An 18,283-nucleotide genomic window follows, 5' to 3' on the forward strand; every position below is an offset into this window, starting at 1 on the left:
TCATTACACAGGACCTACCTTGCGTGGCGAGCGACCTTGCCCGCAGCAATTAAAGGGACCCCTGCCCATTGTCGAGCCACCTCCGAACGCGCTAAGGTTCGGCTCCCCGACGCGCTTAACTTCGCTGTGCACCGCCGCGCGGGGATCGCTGGCGGCCGGCACCCGTGACCTGACGAGTAACACGATGGCTGATTTACCGATCAATGACCTAAACGTCGCCTCCAACGAGACCCTTATCACGCCTGACCAGCTCAAGCGCGATATTCCCCTGAGCGACGCTGCCTTGCGCACCGTGACCAAGGGCCGGGAAGTCATCCGCAACATTCTCGACGGCACCGACCATCGCCTGTTCGTGGTGATCGGGCCCTGCTCGATCCATGACATCAAGGCTGCCCACGAATACGCCGAACGCCTGAAGGTACTCGCCGCGGAAGTTTCCGACACCTTGTACCTGGTGATGCGCGTGTATTTCGAGAAACCTCGGACGACCGTTGGCTGGAAAGGCCTGATCAACGATCCGTACCTGGACGACTCCTTCAAGATCCAGGACGGCCTGCACATCGGTCGCCAGTTGCTGCTGGACCTGGCTGAAATGGGCTTGCCCACCGCGACCGAAGCCCTGGACCCGATCTCTCCGCAATATTTGCAGGACCTGATCAGCTGGTCGGCCATCGGCGCGCGCACCACCGAATCCCAGACCCACCGGGAAATGGCCTCCGGCCTGTCCTCGGCGGTCGGCTTCAAGAACGGCACCGACGGCGGACTGACCGTGGCGATCAATGCCTTGCAGTCTGTTTCCAGCCCTCACCGTTTCCTGGGTATCAACCAGGAAGGCGGCGTGTCGATCGTCACCACCAAGGGCAACGCCTACGGCCACGTGGTACTGCGCGGCGGCAACGGCAAGCCGAACTATGATTCGGTCAGCGTCGCACTGTGCGAACAGGCGCTGGACAAGGCCAAGGTCAAGCCGAACATCATGGTCGATTGCAGCCACGCCAATTCCAACAAGGACCCGGCGCTGCAGCCACTGGTGATGGAAAACGTCGCCAACCAGATCCTGGAAGGCAACCAGTCGATCATCGGCCTGATGGTGGAAAGTCATTTGAACTGGGGCTGCCAGGCGATCCCGAAAGACCTCGCCGACTTGCAGTACGGCGTCTCCATCACCGACGCCTGCATCGACTGGAGCACGACCGAGAAGACCTTGCGCGGCATGCACGCCAAGCTCAAGGACGTGCTGCCCAAGCGTCAGCGCAGCTGATCGGCTGCTTGAGCCGATAAAACATCGGCAATAAAAAACGCCGGGCTTTTCAGTCCGGCGTTTTTCATTGGCAATCGTTGCAGGTCAGAGCTTCGCCGCGTGCCGCTGGTGACGCTCCATGTAGCGCTCCACATAGGAGCAGGACGGGATCACCGTATAGCCCATTTCTTCAGCGAACCGCAGTGCTTCTTCAGTCAACTTCGCCGCAATTCCCCGGCCCCGCAGCGCGTTGGGCACGAAGGTGCGATAGATGTCCAAGGTCTGCTTGCCCAGGTCCATATAGGTCAGATAGGCACGATGACCGTCCACAGTGGTCTCGAACTGATGACCAGCCTGGTCATGGTGGATGGTAACCGCCTCGCTCATCACTACTCCTCGCGGGTCTGAATGCCGACCCCTACCTTACCGATGTTTTTCCGGCGAAGGAACATCTACGCCACCCCGTGCCTGCCTGGTCACCGAGCGCAAAAAACCAGTCGCTCAAACCCGAGCACGTCCTGAATAGTAGGCACCAATGACGCAAATGCTCAAGGCACGCCGGTCACTGAAGGGATAAACCCCGACGGGTTTATCGATTGAGCGTGACTTTCAGGCTGTAGTCGGTCAAGGCGCAATAGCTGAACATCGCCAGTTGTTGAGTCTTGAGACGAGCGCCGGATCTTAAAGTCACCGCCATGACCAATAAAAAGATGCCTGCGGTTGCGCAAAAAATGAGCAAAAGTCTAAGAGAATCAATAAACAGCAACTTTAATGTCGGCGACTGAGTTGCGCTCGCCAGCGGAACTTTTTTTCAGCGGCGCGCTCCATTCGGGAGGTTGAGGCTGTGTATTTTTTAAACAACCCCTGGAAAAGTTGCTTGAAAAAGAATCACCGCCTACAATTTTTTTGCTTCTTGCGCTACGTCAGTTTACTTACTACAAGTAATGAGTAGTATGTACGCCGGCTAACTCCTCACTCTGGGGAGACAGTCATTAAATAGAAAGTCCTTGAAGGGGAACACGATGAACAACGTTCTGAAATTCTCTGCTCTGGCCCTGGCCGCAGTTCTGGCTACCGGTTGCAGCAGCGCATCGAAAGAAACCGAAGCACGTCTGACTGCTACCGAAGACGCAGCAGCTCGCGCCCAAGCTCGTGCAGACGAAGCCTACCGTAAAGCTGATGAAGCTCTGGCTGCTGCTCAAAAAGCACAACAGACTGCTGACGAAGCTAACGAGCGTGCTCTGCGCATGCTGGAAAAAGCTAGCCGCAAGTAATAATCCTTCGGGATTGTTATCGAGCCGACCCATTACTGGGTCGGCTTTTTTATTGCCCTTGGTTTTTACAGGGCAAAAAAAAACCCGCCGGCATCGCAAGACATCGGCGGGTCGCTTCAGCAGATTTTTACTGGGGCATGTCGACCGGCGCGCTCGAGACCATCGACGCCGAGGCACCAGGGACAGCGATCTCCACTGGCAAGCCGTCTTCTGCAGCCACCACGTCTCGCACCACATCCCAGTTCATGCGCAAGTTGCTGGTGATGTCTTCGCGCTTGAGCATCGCATTGATGACCGAGGTGTGCTTGTCCACCACGGACGGATTGCCCTTGTCGTCCAGGGGCGTATGGGCTTCGAGATAAACCTTGCCGCCACTCACGCCCAACTTGTACGGATCGTTGATGATTCGCACCGACGTGCCCACCGGGACCATGCCGGCCATTTCCAGTACGTTGTTGTTGAACATCCGGAAGCAACCATGACTGGTGCGCATGCCGATGCCGAACTTCTTGTTCGAACCATGGATCAAGTAGCCCGGCGTACCGAGGGTGAACTTGAACGGACCCAATGGATTGTCGGGACCGGCCGGCACGACATTCGGCAGCGGGTCCCCATCAGCGGCGTGTTCGGCCTTGATCGAAGCCGGCGGCGTCCAGGTCGGGTTCGGGGTCTTGGCAATGATGCTGGTGTGGGCAATGGGCGAGCCCCAACCTTCACGGCCGATCCCCAGCGGGAACGTGTAGACCACGTTGCGCCCCTTGGGGAAATAGTAGAGTCGGTATTCCGCGAGGTTGATCACGATGCCTTCGCGCGGGCCCGGCGGCAGGATGAAGCGGGTCGGCAGGACAATTTCGGTGCCCGCCCCCGGCAACCACGGATCCACCCCTGGGTTGGCCGCGACCATTTCGGTATAACCCAGGTCATAGGCGGTGCCGAGGTCAGCGAAGGTATCTTCGTACTTGGCCTTGATGACCTGCACCTGGCCGACAATGTCTTCACCCGGCGGTGGCAGGGGCAATTCCAATGCAGCCACGGGACCAGCCATACACAGGGCGGCAAGAGACAGGCAGCGGGCGACGGCAGGCAAGCGCGGCAACATCCGGGAAATCCTTCGCAGATCGAACAAAAGGGCTATTGGAACCGCGATTGTACACTGCCGCCCGCTATTTCGGGGAGAGCGGCGCCGGAGTGTCCGATGCGCAGCATGCCGGGGGATCAACTGAAACCCTGTGGGAGCGAGCTTGCTCGCGATAGCGGTGGATCTGCTTGCATCAATGTTGAATGTGCCGCTGCCATCGCGAGCAAGCTCGCTCCCACAAGGGACATGTGGAGAGTCAGGGGACTACAACTCGAACCGCAACTCCGGCCAGATCGGCGAAGTGCCACGCTTCTGGGATTCCAGGATCGCCCGGCACAACGAACACAGGCGATGATCCTGGAAAATCTTGCGATCGACCCCGGACCAGCGCGGCTGGGCCGGCAGCAGGCTGCCGCACAGGGTCCGGTCGGCCGAACCGCCCAGCTCCAACTGCCGGGTCACCAGGTGCACCCGCACTTCCTGGCAGGCGAACAGATCCAACTGCTCGTCAGGCTCGATCAGTTGGTAGGCAAACAGGGACCAGGCGGGACGCGGCATCGGGGGCTCCAAATCGGGGGCGCCACATTAGCCGAAACACCGCCTGTAGAAAAGCGTCAAAGCAGCGGTTTCAGCGTCGGCCAGACATTTTCCAGCAACTTGCCCTGGGCCGCGACGGACGGGTGCAATCCGTCGCCCTGCATCATCCCCGGAACACCCCCGACATCCTTCAGAAAAAACGGCACCAGCGGCACCTGTTTCTCATCCGCAAGGGTGCTGTAGACCTTTGAAAAAGCCTCGGTGTAGCGCCGCCCATAGTTGGGCGGCAGCTGCATGCCCAGCAAAAGCACTTTCGCACCGCTGGACCGGGAGCTGTCGATCATCGCTGCAAGGTTTTGTTGCAATTGTGTTGGCGGCTGTCCACGCAGGCCATCGTTGCCTCCCAACTCCAGGATCACCAACTCCGGCTTATGGGCCGCAAGCAGCGTCGGCAGGCGCGCCAGCCCACCTGCACTGGTGTCCCCACTGATCGAGGCATTGATCACTTTATCGTCGAAACCCTCGGCCTTGAGCCGTTGTTCGAGCAACGACACCCACCCTTGCCGGGTATCCAGGCCGAAAGCCGCGCTGATACTATCGCCAACGATCAGGACTGTACCCGCCGCTGCGTTCTGGACCATGCACATCAAGGCCAGGCCGGCACTCAAAAACCACACACGCATCGGATTCTCCATGGGCTCAAGCATTCTCACCGCGACGGACCTTAGCAAAGTGGTTCCCAGCGCGGAAGGTGAACTGACCATCCTGCACGAACTCAGCCTGGAACTGAACAAGGGCGACAGCTTGGCCATCGTCGGCGCGTCCGGTTCCGGCAAATCGACACTGCTCGGCCTGCTGGCCGGCCTCGACCTGCCCAGCAAGGGCGAAGTGACCCTCGCCGGCCAGGCCCTCAGCGCACTGGACGAGGACCAGCGCGCGCGGGTCCGCGCCGAGCATGTCGGCTTCGTCTTCCAGTCGTTCCAACTGCTCGACAGCCTCAATGCGCTGGAAAACGTCATGCTGCCGCTGGAACTGGACGGTCGCAAGGACGCCCGTGAGCGCGCCACGCAACTGCTGCAACGGGTCGGACTCGGCCAGCGGCTGACCCACTCGCCACGCCAGCTCTCCGGCGGCGAACAACAGCGCGTCGCCATCGCCCGCGCCTTCGCGGCCGAACCCGACGTGCTGTTTGCCGACGAGCCGACCGGCAACCTCGACAGCCACACCGGCGAGCGGATCAGCGATCTTCTGTTCGAACTGAACAAGGAACGCGGCACGACCCTGGTACTGGTCACCCATGACGAACGCCTGGCCCATCGCTGCCGGCGCCTGATCCGACTTGAAGCCGGCCAGATGGTCGCGCCCCTGGAGCCTTGATGGCACGCTTGCCCCTGCTGCGCCTGTTCAGTCTTGCCATCCGCCAGTTGCTGCGCGACGCCCGCGCCGGTGAGCTGCGCGTGCTGTTCTTCGCCTTGCTCGTGGCCGTGGCGGCAAGTACCGCCATCGGTTACTTCGGTGCCCGGCTCAACGGCGCGATGATGATGCGTGCCACCGAGTTCCTTGGCGCCGACCTGCTGCTGGAAGGCAGCTCCCCTGCTCGCCCGGAACAGATTCGCAGCGGCACCGAACTGGGCCTGGAACATGCCCGGGTGGTTGAGTTTTCCAGTGTCGTGGCCACCGACAACGGTATCCAGCTGTCCAGCGTCAAGGCAGTCGATGATATCTACCCCTTGCGTGGCGAACTGAAAAGCGCCCCCGCACCCTTTGCACAGGAAGAAACGGGCGGACATCCGGCTCCGGGGGAGGCCTGGGTTGAAGCGAGGCTGTTGACGGCCCTGGACCTGAAGATCGGCGACAGCGTCGATGTCGGCAACAAGACCCTTCGCCTGAGCCGGGTGCTGACCTACGAACCGGATCGCGCCGGCAATTTCTACAGCCTCACCCCGCGGGTCATGATCAATCTCAAGGACCTGGACGCCACCGGCGTGGTGCAACCGGGCAGCCGGGTCAGCTATCGAGATCTATGGCGAGGCCCGCCCCCCGCACTGCAAACCTACCGCGACCTGGTCAAGCCGGGCCTGGAACCCAACCAGCGCCTGCAGGATGCCCGCGACGGCAACCGGCAGATCGGCGGCGCCCTGGGCAAGGCCGAGCGTTACCTGAACATGGCCAGCCTGGTGGCGGTGTTGCTGTCCGGCGTTGCCGTTGCCCTCTCCGCCAACCGCTTCGCCACCCGGCGCTTCGACGCCAGCGCGCTGTTGCGCTGCCTTGGGCTGTCCCGCCGCGAAGCCATGGTGTTGTTCAGCCTGCAACTGACGGTGCTGGGCCTGCTGGCCAGTATCAGTGGCGCCCTGCTTGGCTGGATCGCCCAGTTGGGCCTGTTCGCCTTGTTGCATGACTTGTTGCCGACCACCGTACCGCCGGGCGGCCTGCTACCGGCAATTGCCGGGATCGGCACCGGGCTGGTGGCATTGGCGGGGTTCGCCTTGCCGCCGCTGGCCGCGCTGGGCCGGGTCCCGCCGCTACGCGTGCTGCGCCGGGACATGCTGCCGATCCCCTCCAGCACCTGGGTGGTCTACGGTGCCGCATTGGGTGCGCTCGGGCTGATCATGTGGCGCCTGAGCCTGGACCTGGTGCTTACGTTTGCCCTGCTGGGTGGCGGCGTGATTGCTGCACTGGTACTCGGCGGCCTGCTGCTATTGGTGTTGCAGAGCCTGCGCCGGATGCTGGCCCGCGCCTCGTTGCCCTGGCGCCTGGGGCTCGGCCAATTGCTGCGCCATCCCCTGGCAGCTGCCGGCCAAGCCCTGGCATTCGGCTTGATTCTATTGTCCATGGCGTTGATCGCGTTGCTGCGCGGCGAGTTATTGGACACGTGGCAGAACCAGTTGCCAAAAAACGCCCCGAACTATTTCGCCCTGAATATCCTGCCAAACGACCGACAGGCATTCGCCGACAAACTGATGGAGCTCTCGGCGCAGTCGGCCCCGTTGTACCCCGTGGTACCGGGGCGGCTCATCAGCATCAACGGCGAACCGGCCAAGGAGTTCGTCACCAAGGACTCGGCGGGCGACCGCGCGCTGCAGCGTGACTTGAGTCTGACCTGGGCGGCGGACCTGCCTGCGGGCAATGTGGTCACCGTCGGGAACTGGTGGCCACAACAGCCACCGGACGATATCCCGGGGGTGTCGGTGGAAGGCAAGGTGGCCGAAAATCTCAAGATCAAGCTCGGCGACCGCCTGGTGTTCAATGTCGGGGGCCTCAACCGGGAGGCTAAAGTCACCAGCCTGCGGGAAATCAACTGGGATAATTTCCAGCCAAACTTCTTCATGATTTTCCAACCCGGCACCTTGAAGGATCTTCCGGCCACGTACCTCACCAGCTTCTATCTGGCGCCCGGTCACGACCGACAGATCGTCGATCTGTCCCGGGCGTTTCCCGCGGTGACTATCCTGCAAGTGGAGGCCTTGCTCGAACAACTGCGCAGCATCCTCGCCCAGGTTACGCTGGCCGTGGAATATGTATTGCTCTTCGTGCTCGCGGCGGGCATGGCCGTGCTGTTTTCAGGCTTGCAGGCCACCCTCGACGAAAGGATTCGCCAAGGCGCATTGCTACGTGCCCTCGGCGCCGGGCGCCCCCTGCTGACCAAGGCCCGGCGCATCGAGTTCGGGTTGCTGGGCGCGGTCAGCGGCCTGCTGGCCGCCCTGGGCTCGGAACTGGTGAGCCTGGTGCTTTATCGGTATGCCTTCGACCTGCCCTGGCATCCACATCCATGGCTGTTGGTGCTGCCATTGGTCGGCGCGTTGCTGATCGGTGCAGCGGGCGTGTTCGGCACCCGCCGAGCGCTCAACGCCAGCCCACTGACAGTGTTGCGCGAGGGTTGATAGACTTCCGGCTTCGCTATCACAAGAAGTTGCCATGAGTCGCTATCGCCCTCCCCGCACCGCCAGCACCGCGCTGATCACCCCTGAAGGTGAGGCGCGGATGCGCGCCGAGCTCCATGAACTTTGGCACGTGCGCCGCCCGCAGGTGACGCAATCGGTCAGCGAGGCGGCGGCCCAAGGCGATCGTTCGGAGAATGCCGAATACACCTACGGCAAAAAAATGCTGCGGGAAATCGACAGTCGCGTGCGCTTCCTGACCAAGCGCCTCGAAGCGCTCAAGGTCGTCAGTGAAAAACCCAGCGACCCGAACAAAGTCTATTTTGGTGCCTGGGTAACTGTAGAAGATGAGGATGGCAGAGAGTCCCGCTATCGCATCGTCGGCCCCGACGAGCTGGATTTGAAGCAGAACCTGATCAGTATCGACTCGCCCCTGGCCCGGGCGCTGATTGGCAAGGCCCTGGACGCCGAAGTACGGGTCCAGGCACCGACAGGGGAAAAACTGCTCTACATCGTCGACATCAGCTATCCGTAGCCTGACCCGCTTCAACGGCGAGTAATCAATCCCTGTCGGGCCACGCGGGTCAGTTGCCGGATCATTTCGGGTGCGTCTGCGGCATTCGGCGACTGGATCACCGCCAGGTCGAAACTGTCATTGGCGAAGCGCGCCAGGGATTCACCGTCTTCGACAAACTGGATCAGGAAGGCCGCCGGTCCGTGGCTGCGACGCGGCCAGCCGTCAAGGTAACGCAGCAGCGTTGGCTGGTGGGTACCACCCAGGAGAATTTTCGGATTGCGTTGGATAAGGTTCGCCGTGATCGGCGCAAGACGTACAAGGGGGCTGGGTGCGTTCATCGTGTCGTGTCTCTGCCTCAAAAGTCTGCATGGCAGGTGAGAGGCAACACCGAACCAGCGCTTTAGCGGTATTTCGAAGCCCTGTTTCCTGGCTTCTATCGGCAACTGAATGAGTCACCTGGCGCCCCGCAAGTAGCTGTTTAAATCGGCGCATGAGCGGCATCCTAGAGAAGCTGACCGGCCAGTGTCAAGAATCGACGCCTACAAAAAAGGCCCGTACTGGACGGGCCTCGGGATTGCGGCAAGCGCTTAGCGGGCGATGGCGTTGTCGGCCGAAAGCTTGCCCGCACCTTCGATCAGCACGGCGATGCTACCTGCCAGCAGGGCCAGGCCGAACTCATAACCATTATTGGCCATGAACAGACCGTTACCGATGTGCACCGAGAAGATCGCCACCAGCGACAGGATCGCCAGGCCCAGCGCCGCAGGGCGCGCCAACAGACCGATGATCAGCGCCAGCCCGGCGAAGAACTCGGTGCCGCCAGCCAATGTCGCCATCAGGTAACCGGGCGCCAGGCCGATGCTTTCCATCCACTGCGCGGTCCCGGCCAAACCGTAACCGCCAAACAGCCCGAACAGTTTTTGCGAGCCGTGGGCCGCGAAGATGATGCCGACGACGATGCGCAAGACAGTCAGGCCGTAGCCAGCACGGGAGAACAGTACTTTGTTGATAACAGTGCTCATGGATGCATTCCTTGGATGTGTGTGGTTGGACGCCATACTAATCGAATAAATTTATCTGAATAGCGCAAAAAATCCGCCATACCAATCAATTTATTTGATCACTTCCGTGAAACCACCTCTCGTTCCTGGGGCTCCAGCGACTCTCGCTCCCGATCAAACGCCAGATAGTATTTGTTCACACTGTTAACGTAGCTGACTGCGCCCATTCCCACCTGCTCCATGGCGATGCGCTCCACCTGGAAAAACCATTGGTTCGGGTTCAACCCGCGTCGCCGGGCCTCGGCGCGCATGCCTTGCACCCGTTCGGGCCCCATGTTGTAGGCCGCCAGGACAAACGCCATTCGTTCGCGCTCGTTGAGCTTGGGGCTGGAGAAAAACTTGCGGCGAATCATGGCCAGGTACTTGGCACCGGCCTGCACATTGCCGTCGAGGTTGCGGATGTCGTTGACCCCGACCCGCTGGGCCGCGGAGGGGGTGATCTGCATCAGGCCGGTGGGGCCGCTGCCGCTGCGTGCGTTGGGTTGCAAGGCCGATTCCTTGAACGCCAGGGCAGCCAGGTTGAGCCAGTCCATGCCCTGGGCCTGGGCGTGTTTTTGCAACACCGGACGCAGCTTTTCCAGGCGCTGGCGATTGGCGCGGGCCAGCGGGTAGTGGACTTGATACAAGCGACGGTAGATCCGCAGGAACGCAGCGTCTTCGTTGGACGGCGCCTTGTAGGTGGCGAGGAATCGATCGATGCTCGCCCGTAGCATCGCGGCGTCGCGGCGGACGAACCAGAACTCGTCACTCGGCTCGCCGATGAGCAATTGGCGGTCGAAGCGCAGCTTGGGCAGGATCTTGCCCCAGCGTTCGGCGATCGGCTGCTCGACGATGGTCAGGTGAAAAATCCCTCCCTGAACCATCTCCAGGACATCCTCCACCGCCAGGGTGGGGTCGACCCACTCGATCTTCACCGGTGGCAACTTGAGCAGCGCCAGCTTCTGATTGATCTGGCTGACGGCGTCCCCCGCCGCACTGCCATTGGGCAAGGCCAAGGTCTTGCCCGACAATTGTTCGACACGGGTATAACGCTTCTCGCCCTTGATCCCCACCAGCAGCAATGGTACGTCGGAGCGAATCGGGTTACTGGCGCTGACCGCCTGGCCGGCTTGCAGCTCGAGCAATTCGCCTGGCGCGACCAGGTCGCCTTCCCCACGTTGCAAGGCGCCAAGCAGTTGATCCTTGGCCTTGGGAATGATCTTGAGGGTGATTTCCTGGCCATCCCGGGCGTGACCGTTCAGGTATTGTTCAAACGCCCGCAACCGATGATATTCGACGCCAATGGGTTGCCCCTGCACCTCGCCGGAACTGTTGCGGCTTTGATTGACCAAGACCTTCAGTACCCGGCTGCTGCGGATTTGCGCCAGGTCACGAACCGTTCCCGGCGCCACGGCCTGCACCGGTCCGGGCAGCCGCGCTTCGGCCGGCATCGGCAACAACAGCGAACAACACAGCAGTAGCAACACCTGGGGACGTGTCATCCACTCTCCGGAAGGATATTGCCGGGCCATCCCAGGAGGAGCGGAATCGGGCCGACAAAACAGAGCACCTGGGGCGCTGAAAAGTGCGAAAGACTGGCACAACGATGGCTGTGATACCACCCCGACCTGTCTCGTGGCCTCAACAGACAGCCGCAACTCGTTGTAGTTCTTGGCTTTTCTTATAAATCTACAGCTCTGATATGCTTTCCGGCCTTTGGGCCGAGGTAGCACCATGCAACTCATCGATATCGGCGTCAACCTGACCAATCCCAGTTTTGCCGACAAACACCAGGCAGTGCTCGAGCGCGCCTATGCAGCCGGGGTCTGCCAACTGGTGTTGACCGGCACCAGCATCGAGGGCAGCGAACAGGCCCTCGAACTGTGCCGGCAACTTGACGAGGCTGGGCAACAGCTGTTTTCCACCGCAGGCATCCACCCCCACAGCGCCAGCGATTGGACCGCCGACAGCGCCCGGCATTTAAAGGATCTGCTCAAGCAAGAGCGCGTTCGCGCGGTGGGAGAATGCGGATTGGATTTCAATCGTGATTTCTCGCCGCGCTCACAACAGGAGAAAGTCCTGGAAGAACACCTGGCCCTTGCGGCGGAGTTGCAATTGCCGGTGTTTCTCCACGAGCGCGACGCCGACCAGCGTCTGCTGGAGATTCTTCGCGACTTTCGCGATCGACTGCCTGCGGCGGTCGTGCATTGCTTCACCGGCGAGAAAAAAGCGCTGTTCAGCTATCTCGACCTGGATTTGCACATCGGTATCACCGGGTGGATTTGCGATGAGCGCCGAGGCACCCACTTGCATCCGTTGGTACGGGAAATCCCCCGTGGCCGACTCATGCTCGAAAGCGATGCGCCATACCTGCTGCCGCGCACCCTGCGCCCCAAACCCAAGAACGGTCGCAACGAGCCGGCGTACCTGACTGACGTCTTGCGCGAGGTTGCCCTGCACCGGGGCGAAACCCAGGAGGACCTGGCGGCCCACAGCACCGCCTGCGCCCGGGCGTTTTTCGGGTTGCCGAACCTCTCCAATTAAATGGAAGGGCCGCTGTGGGAGCGAGCTTGCTCGCGATGACGGTGCATCAGTTTGCATGCATGTGACTGACCTACCGCTATCGCGAGCAAGCTCGCTCCCACAAGGGTTCTCGGCATCCGTTGACCCATATCAAAACCCAGCCCCTTGGATAGCAGCAGAATACTGGCACCTTGCCAAAACTGTTTCCGCTATCAGAGAAGACCTACCATGGGTGCCTGGCTTAGCAATATCTCGCTGAAGTATAAATTCTGGGCTGTCAACGCGGTCGCCTTCGCCACCACATTGCTGTTGGTGCTCTACGCCATGCACTTGGAACAGCAGCTGCGAGGGGTCAGCCTGGGCCAGGTCTTCGCTGACCGCTTCAGTCAATACGCCGTGGCGGTGTTCGTGTTGATGCTGGCGATGCTGGGTGCGTCACAGCTGTTGATCCGCTTTCTACTCAGTCAGCTCAACACCCTGAAAGACGTGATGCTGCATGTGGAAAAAACCGGTGACCTGTCCGCCCGCGTGCCCCTGGCCTGCCGGGACGAGGTGGGTCAGATGGCCGTCGCGTTCAATGCAATGCAAGCCGGTTATCAACGCGTGGTCGACACCGTCGCCAGCACCGCGCGACAACTGGACAGCGGCGCCGCCAGGCTCGCCTCCAGCATGAACGAAGTGCGCCACGGCATGCTCGGCCAGCAAAGCGAGACCGATCAGGCCGCCACGGCGATCAATGAGATGTCCGCCACGGTCTATCACATCGCCCAGCATGCCGGTGCCACCCGTGACCTGTCGAAAACCACCGACGCCCTGGCCGGTAACGGCCGCGAGGTGGTCAGCCGCGTCCAGCAATCGATTACCGGGCTGTCCACGGGTGTGCAGCAGACCGCCGAGATGATCCAGCGCCTGGCCGAAGACAGCCAGAAAATCAACGGCGTCGTCAGCGTGATCCACAGCATCGCCGAGCAAACCAACCTGCTGGCCCTGAACGCCGCCATCGAAGCGGCACGCGCCGGTGAAATGGGCCGGGGCTTTGCCGTGGTGGCCGATGAGGTCCGCAACCTCGCCAAGCGGGTGCAGACCTCGACGGATGAAATCACCACCATGGTCTCGGCGTTGCAGGCGGGAACCCGCGACGCGGTGGATTTCATGCAGGAAAGTTCGCACAAGGCCGACGACTGCGTTCAACAGGCCTGTGCGGCCGGCGAGGCATTGGCGCAGATCACCGAGGCGGTGGCGCAGATGCGCGAAAGCAACACCCAGATCGCCGTTGCGGCCGAGCAGCAAAGCCATGTCGCGGAGGAGATGAACCGGGCAGTGGTGAGTATTCGCGACGTGACCGAAAACACCGTGCGCCAGACCGTGGATTCGGCCACCACAAGTGATGAACTGGCGACGCTGGCGGGCGAGTTGAACAAAGCGATTGGGCAGTTGAAGCTTTAAACCCCTGAATAACTGAAAATCCGTGGCGAGGAAGCTTGCTCCCTCGCCAAAAGCCTTTTAGCTATGACTCGCTATCGCCACGATAGCCAACCGCGATTCGCCGCCATGCCCGGCCCGACCTATTCTTCGGTTATTCGGTTTCAACGGACTCAAGGAATAGCATCATGGGCAAACGTCACCCCAACCTTCCGGCCTGGCAATGGCGCGCCTATCCCGAAAATCATCGCCATCCGACCAACCTGGTGCTGCATCTGATCGCGGTGCCGTTGTTCATCGTCGCCTTTCTGCTGATCGTCTCCGGCGTGTTCAGCCTGAGCCTGGGCGACGTCGCCATCGGCGTCATCGGCCTGCTCGCCGCACTCGGGCTGCAGCGCCATGGCCACAGCCTGGAGAAACAAGCCTCCGAGCCGTTCAGTGATCGCAAGGACGCCATGTCGCGCCTGCTGGTGGAGCAATTCCTGACGTTTCCGCGTTTTTTTCTCAGCGGTGGGTGGTGGCGCGCCTGGCGGGATCGCCACCGTCACTGAATGACCGTGACACCTCAGCCGAAAATCGTCACGGTTTGCCGACTCATGGCGATCAGCCGCCCATCGGCGCTCCAGAATTTCGCCGCGACATGGCCGTAGCCGTCCTGGGCATGCTCGATCTCGGCCAGGTACTGGCACCAATCCAACGTCGTGAGCTCCAGCAATGGCTGGACGAACTCGATGGTCCAGGTCAGCGTGCTGCCCGGCGCCATTTGGGTAAGGTGCGGTAACAGTGCCGGGGGCCAGGCATCCACCAGCGCCAGGATATGCCCCTCGTCCAGCGGCTCTTCCTTCACATCGCCGCGCAAACGCACCCAACCGCCCATGCTACGGGATTTGTTCCCCGTGAACGGCAACCCGCCGACGCTCCAACGCATTGCTAGGTGGCGCATGAATTCCGGCGTTGCGCCCTTGACGTAGGGCAACTCCTGGCATTGCTCGACCCCCTTGAATTCGGGGGCGGGATCAGCCTGCACCGACACGACCGAAGATCGCGACGCGCCGAAGCTGCCTTGCACCACGGTCACGACCTCACCGTTCTGTACCGCACGCCCCAGGACCTGGCTGACGGCCTTGCCTTCGCGCAATACATCGACTTGAAAACTGACGGGAATGTCGGGCGCGACCGGGCCGACAAAGGTGATCGCCAGCGAGCGCACCGGGCGATCCGCCGGGACCTGCGCCCGCATCGCCTCGTATTGCAACGCCGCCACCAGGCCGCCAAAACTGGCACGGCCCTGGCCCCATTCCGGCGGGATCACAACGGCGTCTGGCTGATGGCGCACGGCATCGATCAAATCGGAGAAGCGCATGTCGACCTCTAGAAGCTGCGGAAAAAGATGAAGGGATCTTACCCAGCCAGGACAAGCGACACAGCGCTCATTCCGGCCAAAGAGACTGACAGAAAAGCCGTGGATTCTGAATATCCCACCGCGGTTATGGCGAGATTCAGGATTTATCGAAACAACTGGCGATCAGTTTATCCAGCACGCGGTCGGACTTGGCCTCGGCTTTTTCCATGGTGATTCGCCAGACCGGCACACAGGGCTGCAGGTCGGATTCGTGCTCGGCACGCGCCAGCCATTGCCAGCAATCATGCCAATCCCCCAGGGCGCCCTGGGCAGACTTGAGCCGTGGCATGGCCGCTTCCGGCAGGCGATCGAGTTCCGGATAGGCTTCGATGGCGTAGCGCACGCGCTTGATCAACAGACGCAATCGGTGACGGTCATGGGCGGGATCGCGCAGGGCCTCGGCGAGTTTTTTCCATTGCTTGTCGAGGCGTTTTTCGATGCGCTTGCGCAGCCCGGCCAGCAGGCCCTGGCGCTGGGCAGCACGGATGAAACGTGGGAACGCGTCGAGGATCATCAGCAAGTGCGCCAGCTCGGGGCTGCTGGCCACGGCGGGATAAGCCTCGGCCATTTGCACCTGGCGCCGTTGCGCTGCCTCGGTCTTGCCGTGTTTTTCCAGATAAGCCGCCAGCACTTCGCGGTCGCGCAACGGCGTGGTCAGGGTTCCCACTGCCGACGCGGCTGTTTCCAGCTGCTCGACACCGGGCAATCCACGCAGCGGACGAAGCAAGCTGCGCAAACGGCGCACCGTGGTCCGCAGGTCATGCAGTGCTTCACTGTCGGTTTGGGCATTCAAGCGGGCCTGGCAGGCCAACAGGCGGACTTCCAGGCCCAGTATCCGGGCCACCAGCCGATCAATCATGGGGGCGTACTCCGTACGCAGCTTCAAGTTTCGAGCCGCGAGCCGCAAGTGGAGGCGATGCGTACCGTCCTCTTGCGACTTGCAACTGGAAGCTCGCCGCTGTGTTTATCGTCCTGCGCGGGATTCGCGAATGTAGAAGCGCGCCTTTTCGGCTTTCTTGGTGCAGCCCTCGAACGCTTCGAATTGCTGTTGGGTCTTGGCGCCGGTCAGCAACGACAGGGCCTTGGAATAACTGACGGTGCCGGCGAAACCTTCGGCCTTGGCCAGGTCCAGTTCGCGCCATGCGCTGTCGAGTTGGCTGCCACAACTGTCGCGGTACGCGGTCTTGCCGGCACAACCGGCCAGGGCCAGAACCATCAGGGATGCCACCAGGGGCAGGCAGATCCGGGCTTTCATCGATAACACCTCAAGTCAGGTCAACAGTCGTGCTGGTAAGACGGTTTCGCCGGGAAAAAGTGCCTCGGCGCCACCGGTATATTCAAGTGTGGACGAGAATACGCAAATGCCGTCGTGGCGTGTCAAAAAACGACGCCTGCGCCACAACGATTTGAGCCGGGCCGTCGATCAGTGCATTGTTGACGTCTGTTCGACGAGAGGCCAGCTCATGACAAAACGTGTCGCATTGGTATTGGGCTCGGGCGGCGCCCGGGGCTATGCCCATATCGGAGTGATCGAGGAGATCGAACGGCGCGGCTACGACATTGCCTGTATCGCCGGTTGCTCCATGGGCGCCGTCGTGGGCGGAATCTACGCCGCCGGCAAGCTCGAGGATTACCGCAACTGGATCGAAAGCCTCGATTACCTCGACGTCCTGCGGCTGGTGGACGTCAGTTTTCGTCTCGGGGCGATTCGGGGCGAGAAGGTGTTCGGGCAGATCCGCAAGATTGTCGGCGAGCTCAACATCGAAGAACTGCGCATTCCTTATACGGCGGTCGCCACCGACCTGACCAACCAACAGGAAATCTGGTTCCAGGAAGGCTGCCTGCACCAGGCAATGCGCGCCTCGGCGGCCATTCCCAGCCTGTTCACCCCGGTGATGCAAGGCAACCGCATGCTGGTAGACGGCGGGCTGCTCAACCCGCTGCCGATCGTGCCGGTGGTGTCGAGCCATTGCGACCTGATCATTGCGGTGAACCTCAACGCCACCAACCAGAAGCAATATCGGTTGCCCGTCATCCAGCGCCCCGCCGCGTTCCGGCGTCGCTTCGACACCTTGGTCAGTTCCCTGGGGTCACGACTGCCGTTCCGCCGCAAACAGGCCGAGCAATTATTGCTGTTGGAACAGGAAGCCCTGAAGGCCGAAGCCGCGGATATCAACGCCTGGATCGAATCCGCCGAGCCGGAAGGCCAGCAACCGGCGGCCGCCCCAGAAAGCGATGGGGCGCCGAAATCCGCCACGGGTTCGTTCATCATCGATAACGTCGGGCCCGCGTCGCTGCTGGATCTGATCAACCAGAGCTTCGAGGTGATGCAGACCTCGCTGGCCCAGTACAAAATTGCCGGTTATCCACCGGACGTGTTGATCAACGTGCCAAAACGGGTGTGCCGGTTCTTCGAGTTCTACAAGGCGCCGGAGCTGATCGCACTGGGACGGGAGATTGCCCGGGATACGTTGGATCGGTATGAGAGTGAGCAGAATTGAAGGATCGCAGAGCTCCCGTGGCGAGGGAGCTTGCTCCCGCTGGGCAGCGAAGCGGCCCCGAAAACTTCAGATATGATTTTTGCCTGACACACCCCATGCTCAGGTTTTTAGGGCTGCTTCGCAGCCCAGCGGGAGCAAGCTCCCTCGCCACAACAGCGTCAAATCAAGCACCACCCTCTTCCAACAACCGATACCCCACCCCCGCTTCGGTCACGATAAACCGAGGCCGGGTCGGGTCGTCGGCGAGTTTCTGGCGCAGGTGACCGACGACGATGCGCAAGTAATGGCTATCTTCGACGTGGGTCGGGCCCCAGATGTCCTTGAGCAATTGCTGCTGGGTGATGACGCGCCCCGGATGCCGCGCCAGTTGCGCCAGCACCGCGTACTCCTTGCGGGTCAGGGCCACTTCGGTGCCGTCCAGCAGGACCCGGCGATAAGCCAGGTCCACCGTCAGCGGGCCGAAGGTCAGCGCCGCCGGCGGCGCCTCGCCTGTCGGCGCCTGGCGCAGCAACGCACGCACCCGGGCCAGGAACTCCTGGATGCCAAAAGGCTTGGTCACATAGTCATTGGCGCCGTTGTCCAGCGCCTCGACTTTCTGCGCCTCGCTGGCGCGCACCGAGAGAACCAGCACCGGCACCGTCGACCACTCGCGAAATTCGCGCAAGACCTGCTGGCCGTCCATGTCCGGCAGGCCCAGGTCGAGCACCAACAGATCCGGCTTGTTCAACGCCGCCTGGGCCAAGCCCTCGGCCCCCGTCTCGGCCTCGAGCACTTTGTAGCCTTGAGAGGCCAGGCTGATGCGCAGGAATTTGCGGATCTGCGGTTCATCATCGATGACCAAAAGGGTCGCGCTCTGGCTCATGGGGTCCGT

General features: G+C 61.5%; 20 protein-coding genes. 9 read left to right on the plus strand and 11 right to left on the minus strand.

What is annotated here, in order from left to right; translation table 11 throughout:
• Positions 1–184: 184 nt before the first annotated feature.
• Complete coding sequence (locus tag J3P79_RS18180) at positions 185–1,261, plus strand: 3-deoxy-7-phosphoheptulonate synthase (RefSeq protein ID WP_434604793.1); 1,077 nt, start codon at positions 185–187, stop codon at positions 1,259–1,261.
• Between the two features lie 84 nt (positions 1,262–1,345).
• Here the strand turns inward: J3P79_RS18180 and J3P79_RS18185 are convergent, their stop codons facing one another.
• A complete protein-coding gene (locus J3P79_RS18185; protein ID WP_039588899.1) occupies positions 1,346–1,627 on the minus strand; it encodes a GNAT family N-acetyltransferase in 282 nt (93 codons plus the stop codon).
• Positions 1,628–2,262: 635 nt separating this feature from the next.
• Here J3P79_RS18185 and oprI point away from each other — a divergent pair.
• Positions 2,263–2,514, plus strand: a complete 252-nt coding sequence (oprI, locus tag J3P79_RS18190; RefSeq protein ID WP_011335311.1) for an outer membrane lipoprotei OprI — start codon at positions 2,263–2,265, stop codon at positions 2,512–2,514.
• A gap of 127 nt (positions 2,515–2,641) precedes the next feature.
• Here the strand turns inward: oprI and J3P79_RS18195 are convergent, their stop codons facing one another.
• The 3 genes from J3P79_RS18195 to J3P79_RS18205 all read right to left on the minus strand — a co-directional run bounded on the left by J3P79_RS18195 (position 2,642) and on the right by J3P79_RS18205 (position 4,812).
• Positions 2,642–3,613, minus strand: coding sequence for a L,D-transpeptidase family protein (locus J3P79_RS18195; RefSeq protein WP_434604795.1), 972 nt, complete (start codon positions 3,611–3,613; stop codon positions 2,642–2,644).
• Positions 3,614–3,856: 243 nt separating this feature from the next.
• Positions 3,857–4,150, minus strand: coding sequence for a hypothetical protein (locus J3P79_RS18200; RefSeq protein ID WP_003183788.1), 294 nt, complete (start codon positions 4,148–4,150; stop codon positions 3,857–3,859).
• A gap of 56 nt (positions 4,151–4,206) precedes the next feature.
• Positions 4,207–4,812, minus strand: a complete 606-nt coding sequence (locus tag J3P79_RS18205; RefSeq protein WP_434604797.1) for an arylesterase — start codon at positions 4,810–4,812, stop codon at positions 4,207–4,209.
• A gap of 10 nt (positions 4,813–4,822) precedes the next feature.
• Here J3P79_RS18205 and J3P79_RS18210 point away from each other — a divergent pair, with 10 nt between their 5' ends.
• Genes J3P79_RS18210 through greB form a run of 3 tightly spaced genes read left to right on the plus strand, consistent with a single transcriptional unit; the run spans position 4,823 to position 8,542 of the window.
• On the plus strand, positions 4,823–5,506 hold the full coding sequence (locus J3P79_RS18210) for an ABC transporter ATP-binding protein (protein WP_039588896.1): 684 nt from the start codon (positions 4,823–4,825) through the stop codon (positions 5,504–5,506).
• Positions 5,506–8,010: an ABC transporter permease gene (locus tag J3P79_RS18215; protein WP_434604799.1), complete on the plus strand. Its 2,505-nt coding sequence runs from the start codon at positions 5,506–5,508 to the stop codon at positions 8,008–8,010. Before J3P79_RS18210 ends, J3P79_RS18215 begins: the two co-directional genes overlap by 1 nt.
• A gap of 34 nt (positions 8,011–8,044) precedes the next feature.
• Entirely contained in the window at positions 8,045–8,542 is a 498-nt protein-coding gene (greB, locus tag J3P79_RS18220; protein ID WP_434604801.1) for a transcription elongation factor GreB, read from the plus strand.
• An 11-nt stretch (positions 8,543–8,553) separates the two neighbouring features.
• Here greB and J3P79_RS18225 read toward each other — a convergent pair whose 3' ends face one another.
• The 3 genes from J3P79_RS18225 to J3P79_RS18235 all read right to left on the minus strand — a co-directional run bounded on the left by J3P79_RS18225 (position 8,554) and on the right by J3P79_RS18235 (position 11,066).
• Positions 8,554–8,862, minus strand: coding sequence for a hypothetical protein (locus J3P79_RS18225; protein ID WP_039588891.1), 309 nt, complete (start codon positions 8,860–8,862; stop codon positions 8,554–8,556).
• Between the two features lie 249 nt (positions 8,863–9,111).
• Positions 9,112–9,546 carry a DoxX family protein gene (locus J3P79_RS18230; RefSeq protein WP_039588890.1) on the minus strand — a complete coding sequence of 145 codons (435 nt, stop codon included), beginning with the start codon at positions 9,544–9,546 and terminating at the stop codon, positions 9,112–9,114.
• A gap of 98 nt (positions 9,547–9,644) precedes the next feature.
• Positions 9,645–11,066: a transglycosylase SLT domain-containing protein gene (locus J3P79_RS18235; RefSeq protein ID WP_434604803.1), complete on the minus strand. Its 1,422-nt coding sequence runs from the start codon at positions 11,064–11,066 to the stop codon at positions 9,645–9,647.
• Between the two features lie 232 nt (positions 11,067–11,298).
• Between J3P79_RS18235 and J3P79_RS18240 the strand changes: the two genes are divergently transcribed.
• The 3 genes from J3P79_RS18240 to J3P79_RS18250 all read left to right on the plus strand — a co-directional run bounded on the left by J3P79_RS18240 (position 11,299) and on the right by J3P79_RS18250 (position 14,060).
• A complete protein-coding gene (locus J3P79_RS18240; protein ID WP_434604805.1) occupies positions 11,299–12,108 on the plus strand; it encodes a TatD family hydrolase in 810 nt (269 codons plus the stop codon).
• A gap of 207 nt (positions 12,109–12,315) precedes the next feature.
• Positions 12,316–13,533, plus strand: a complete 1,218-nt coding sequence (locus J3P79_RS18245) for a methyl-accepting chemotaxis protein (RefSeq protein ID WP_434604807.1) — start codon at positions 12,316–12,318, stop codon at positions 13,531–13,533.
• Positions 13,534–13,697: 164 nt separating this feature from the next.
• Positions 13,698–14,060: an Mpo1-like protein gene (locus J3P79_RS18250; protein WP_434604809.1), complete on the plus strand. Its 363-nt coding sequence runs from the start codon at positions 13,698–13,700 to the stop codon at positions 14,058–14,060.
• Positions 14,061–14,074: 14 nt separating this feature from the next.
• On the opposite strand, the gene J3P79_RS18255 is transcribed toward J3P79_RS18250, so the two are convergent.
• From J3P79_RS18255 to J3P79_RS18265, 3 genes are all read right to left on the minus strand, one after another.
• The gene (locus tag J3P79_RS18255; RefSeq protein WP_434604811.1) at positions 14,075–14,872 is read right to left on the minus strand and encodes an acyl-CoA thioesterase; all 798 of its coding nucleotides are present in this window, start codon (positions 14,870–14,872) and stop codon (positions 14,075–14,077) included.
• A gap of 136 nt (positions 14,873–15,008) precedes the next feature.
• Positions 15,009–15,770: a CHAD domain-containing protein gene (locus tag J3P79_RS18260; protein ID WP_434604813.1), complete on the minus strand. Its 762-nt coding sequence runs from the start codon at positions 15,768–15,770 to the stop codon at positions 15,009–15,011.
• 105 nt (positions 15,771–15,875) lie between these two features.
• The gene (locus J3P79_RS18265) at positions 15,876–16,166 is read right to left on the minus strand and encodes a hypothetical protein (RefSeq protein ID WP_039588883.1); all 291 of its coding nucleotides are present in this window, start codon (positions 16,164–16,166) and stop codon (positions 15,876–15,878) included.
• A 208-nt stretch (positions 16,167–16,374) separates the two neighbouring features.
• Here J3P79_RS18265 and J3P79_RS18270 point away from each other — a divergent pair, with 208 nt between their 5' ends.
• On the plus strand, positions 16,375–17,412 hold the full coding sequence (locus J3P79_RS18270) for a patatin-like phospholipase family protein (protein ID WP_434604816.1): 1,038 nt from the start codon (positions 16,375–16,377) through the stop codon (positions 17,410–17,412).
• Positions 17,413–17,575: 163 nt separating this feature from the next.
• Here J3P79_RS18270 and J3P79_RS18275 read toward each other — a convergent pair whose 3' ends face one another.
• Positions 17,576–18,274 (minus strand): response regulator, encoded by a 699-nt coding sequence (locus tag J3P79_RS18275; RefSeq protein WP_434604818.1) that lies wholly within the window; start codon positions 18,272–18,274, stop codon positions 17,576–17,578.
• Between the last annotated feature and the right edge of the window lie 9 nt (positions 18,275–18,283).

The organism is Pseudomonas sp. R1-7, from assembly GCF_051132105.1.
Lineage (GTDB): Bacteria > Pseudomonadota > Gammaproteobacteria > Pseudomonadales > Pseudomonadaceae > Aquipseudomonas.

Excerpts from the sequence above, each read along its gene's own strand:
- J3P79_RS18180 (WP_434604793.1), top strand. The coding sequence starts at position 185 with ATGGCTGATTTACCGATCAATGACCTAAACGTCGCCTCCAACGAGACC.
- J3P79_RS18185 (WP_039588899.1), bottom strand. The coding sequence starts at position 1,627 with ATGAGCGAGGCGGTTACCATCCACCATGACCAGGCTGGTCATCAGTTC.
- oprI (WP_011335311.1), top strand. The coding sequence starts at position 2,263 with ATGAACAACGTTCTGAAATTCTCTGCTCTGGCCCTGGCCGCAGTTCTG.
- J3P79_RS18195 (WP_434604795.1), bottom strand. The coding sequence starts at position 3,613 with ATGTTGCCGCGCTTGCCTGCCGTCGCCCGCTGCCTGTCTCTTGCCGCC.
- J3P79_RS18200 (WP_003183788.1), bottom strand. The coding sequence starts at position 4,150 with ATGCCGCGTCCCGCCTGGTCCCTGTTTGCCTACCAACTGATCGAGCCT.
- J3P79_RS18205 (WP_434604797.1), bottom strand. The coding sequence starts at position 4,812 with ATGCGTGTGTGGTTTTTGAGTGCCGGCCTGGCCTTGATGTGCATGGTC.
- J3P79_RS18210 (WP_039588896.1), top strand. The coding sequence starts at position 4,823 with ATGGGCTCAAGCATTCTCACCGCGACGGACCTTAGCAAAGTGGTTCCC.
- J3P79_RS18215 (WP_434604799.1), top strand. The coding sequence starts at position 5,506 with ATGGCACGCTTGCCCCTGCTGCGCCTGTTCAGTCTTGCCATCCGCCAG.
- greB (WP_434604801.1), top strand. The coding sequence starts at position 8,045 with ATGAGTCGCTATCGCCCTCCCCGCACCGCCAGCACCGCGCTGATCACC.
- J3P79_RS18225 (WP_039588891.1), bottom strand. The coding sequence starts at position 8,862 with ATGAACGCACCCAGCCCCCTTGTACGTCTTGCGCCGATCACGGCGAAC.
- J3P79_RS18230 (WP_039588890.1), bottom strand. The coding sequence starts at position 9,546 with ATGAGCACTGTTATCAACAAAGTACTGTTCTCCCGTGCTGGCTACGGC.
- J3P79_RS18235 (WP_434604803.1), bottom strand. The coding sequence starts at position 11,066 with ATGACACGTCCCCAGGTGTTGCTACTGCTGTGTTGTTCGCTGTTGTTG.
- J3P79_RS18240 (WP_434604805.1), top strand. The coding sequence starts at position 11,299 with ATGCAACTCATCGATATCGGCGTCAACCTGACCAATCCCAGTTTTGCC.
- J3P79_RS18245 (WP_434604807.1), top strand. The coding sequence starts at position 12,316 with ATGGGTGCCTGGCTTAGCAATATCTCGCTGAAGTATAAATTCTGGGCT.
- J3P79_RS18250 (WP_434604809.1), top strand. The coding sequence starts at position 13,698 with ATGGGCAAACGTCACCCCAACCTTCCGGCCTGGCAATGGCGCGCCTAT.
- J3P79_RS18255 (WP_434604811.1), bottom strand. The coding sequence starts at position 14,872 with ATGCGCTTCTCCGATTTGATCGATGCCGTGCGCCATCAGCCAGACGCC.
- J3P79_RS18260 (WP_434604813.1), bottom strand. The coding sequence starts at position 15,770 with ATGATTGATCGGCTGGTGGCCCGGATACTGGGCCTGGAAGTCCGCCTG.
- J3P79_RS18265 (WP_039588883.1), bottom strand. The coding sequence starts at position 16,166 with ATGAAAGCCCGGATCTGCCTGCCCCTGGTGGCATCCCTGATGGTTCTG.
- J3P79_RS18270 (WP_434604816.1), top strand. The coding sequence starts at position 16,375 with ATGACAAAACGTGTCGCATTGGTATTGGGCTCGGGCGGCGCCCGGGGC.
- J3P79_RS18275 (WP_434604818.1), bottom strand. The coding sequence starts at position 18,274 with ATGAGCCAGAGCGCGACCCTTTTGGTCATCGATGATGAACCGCAGATC.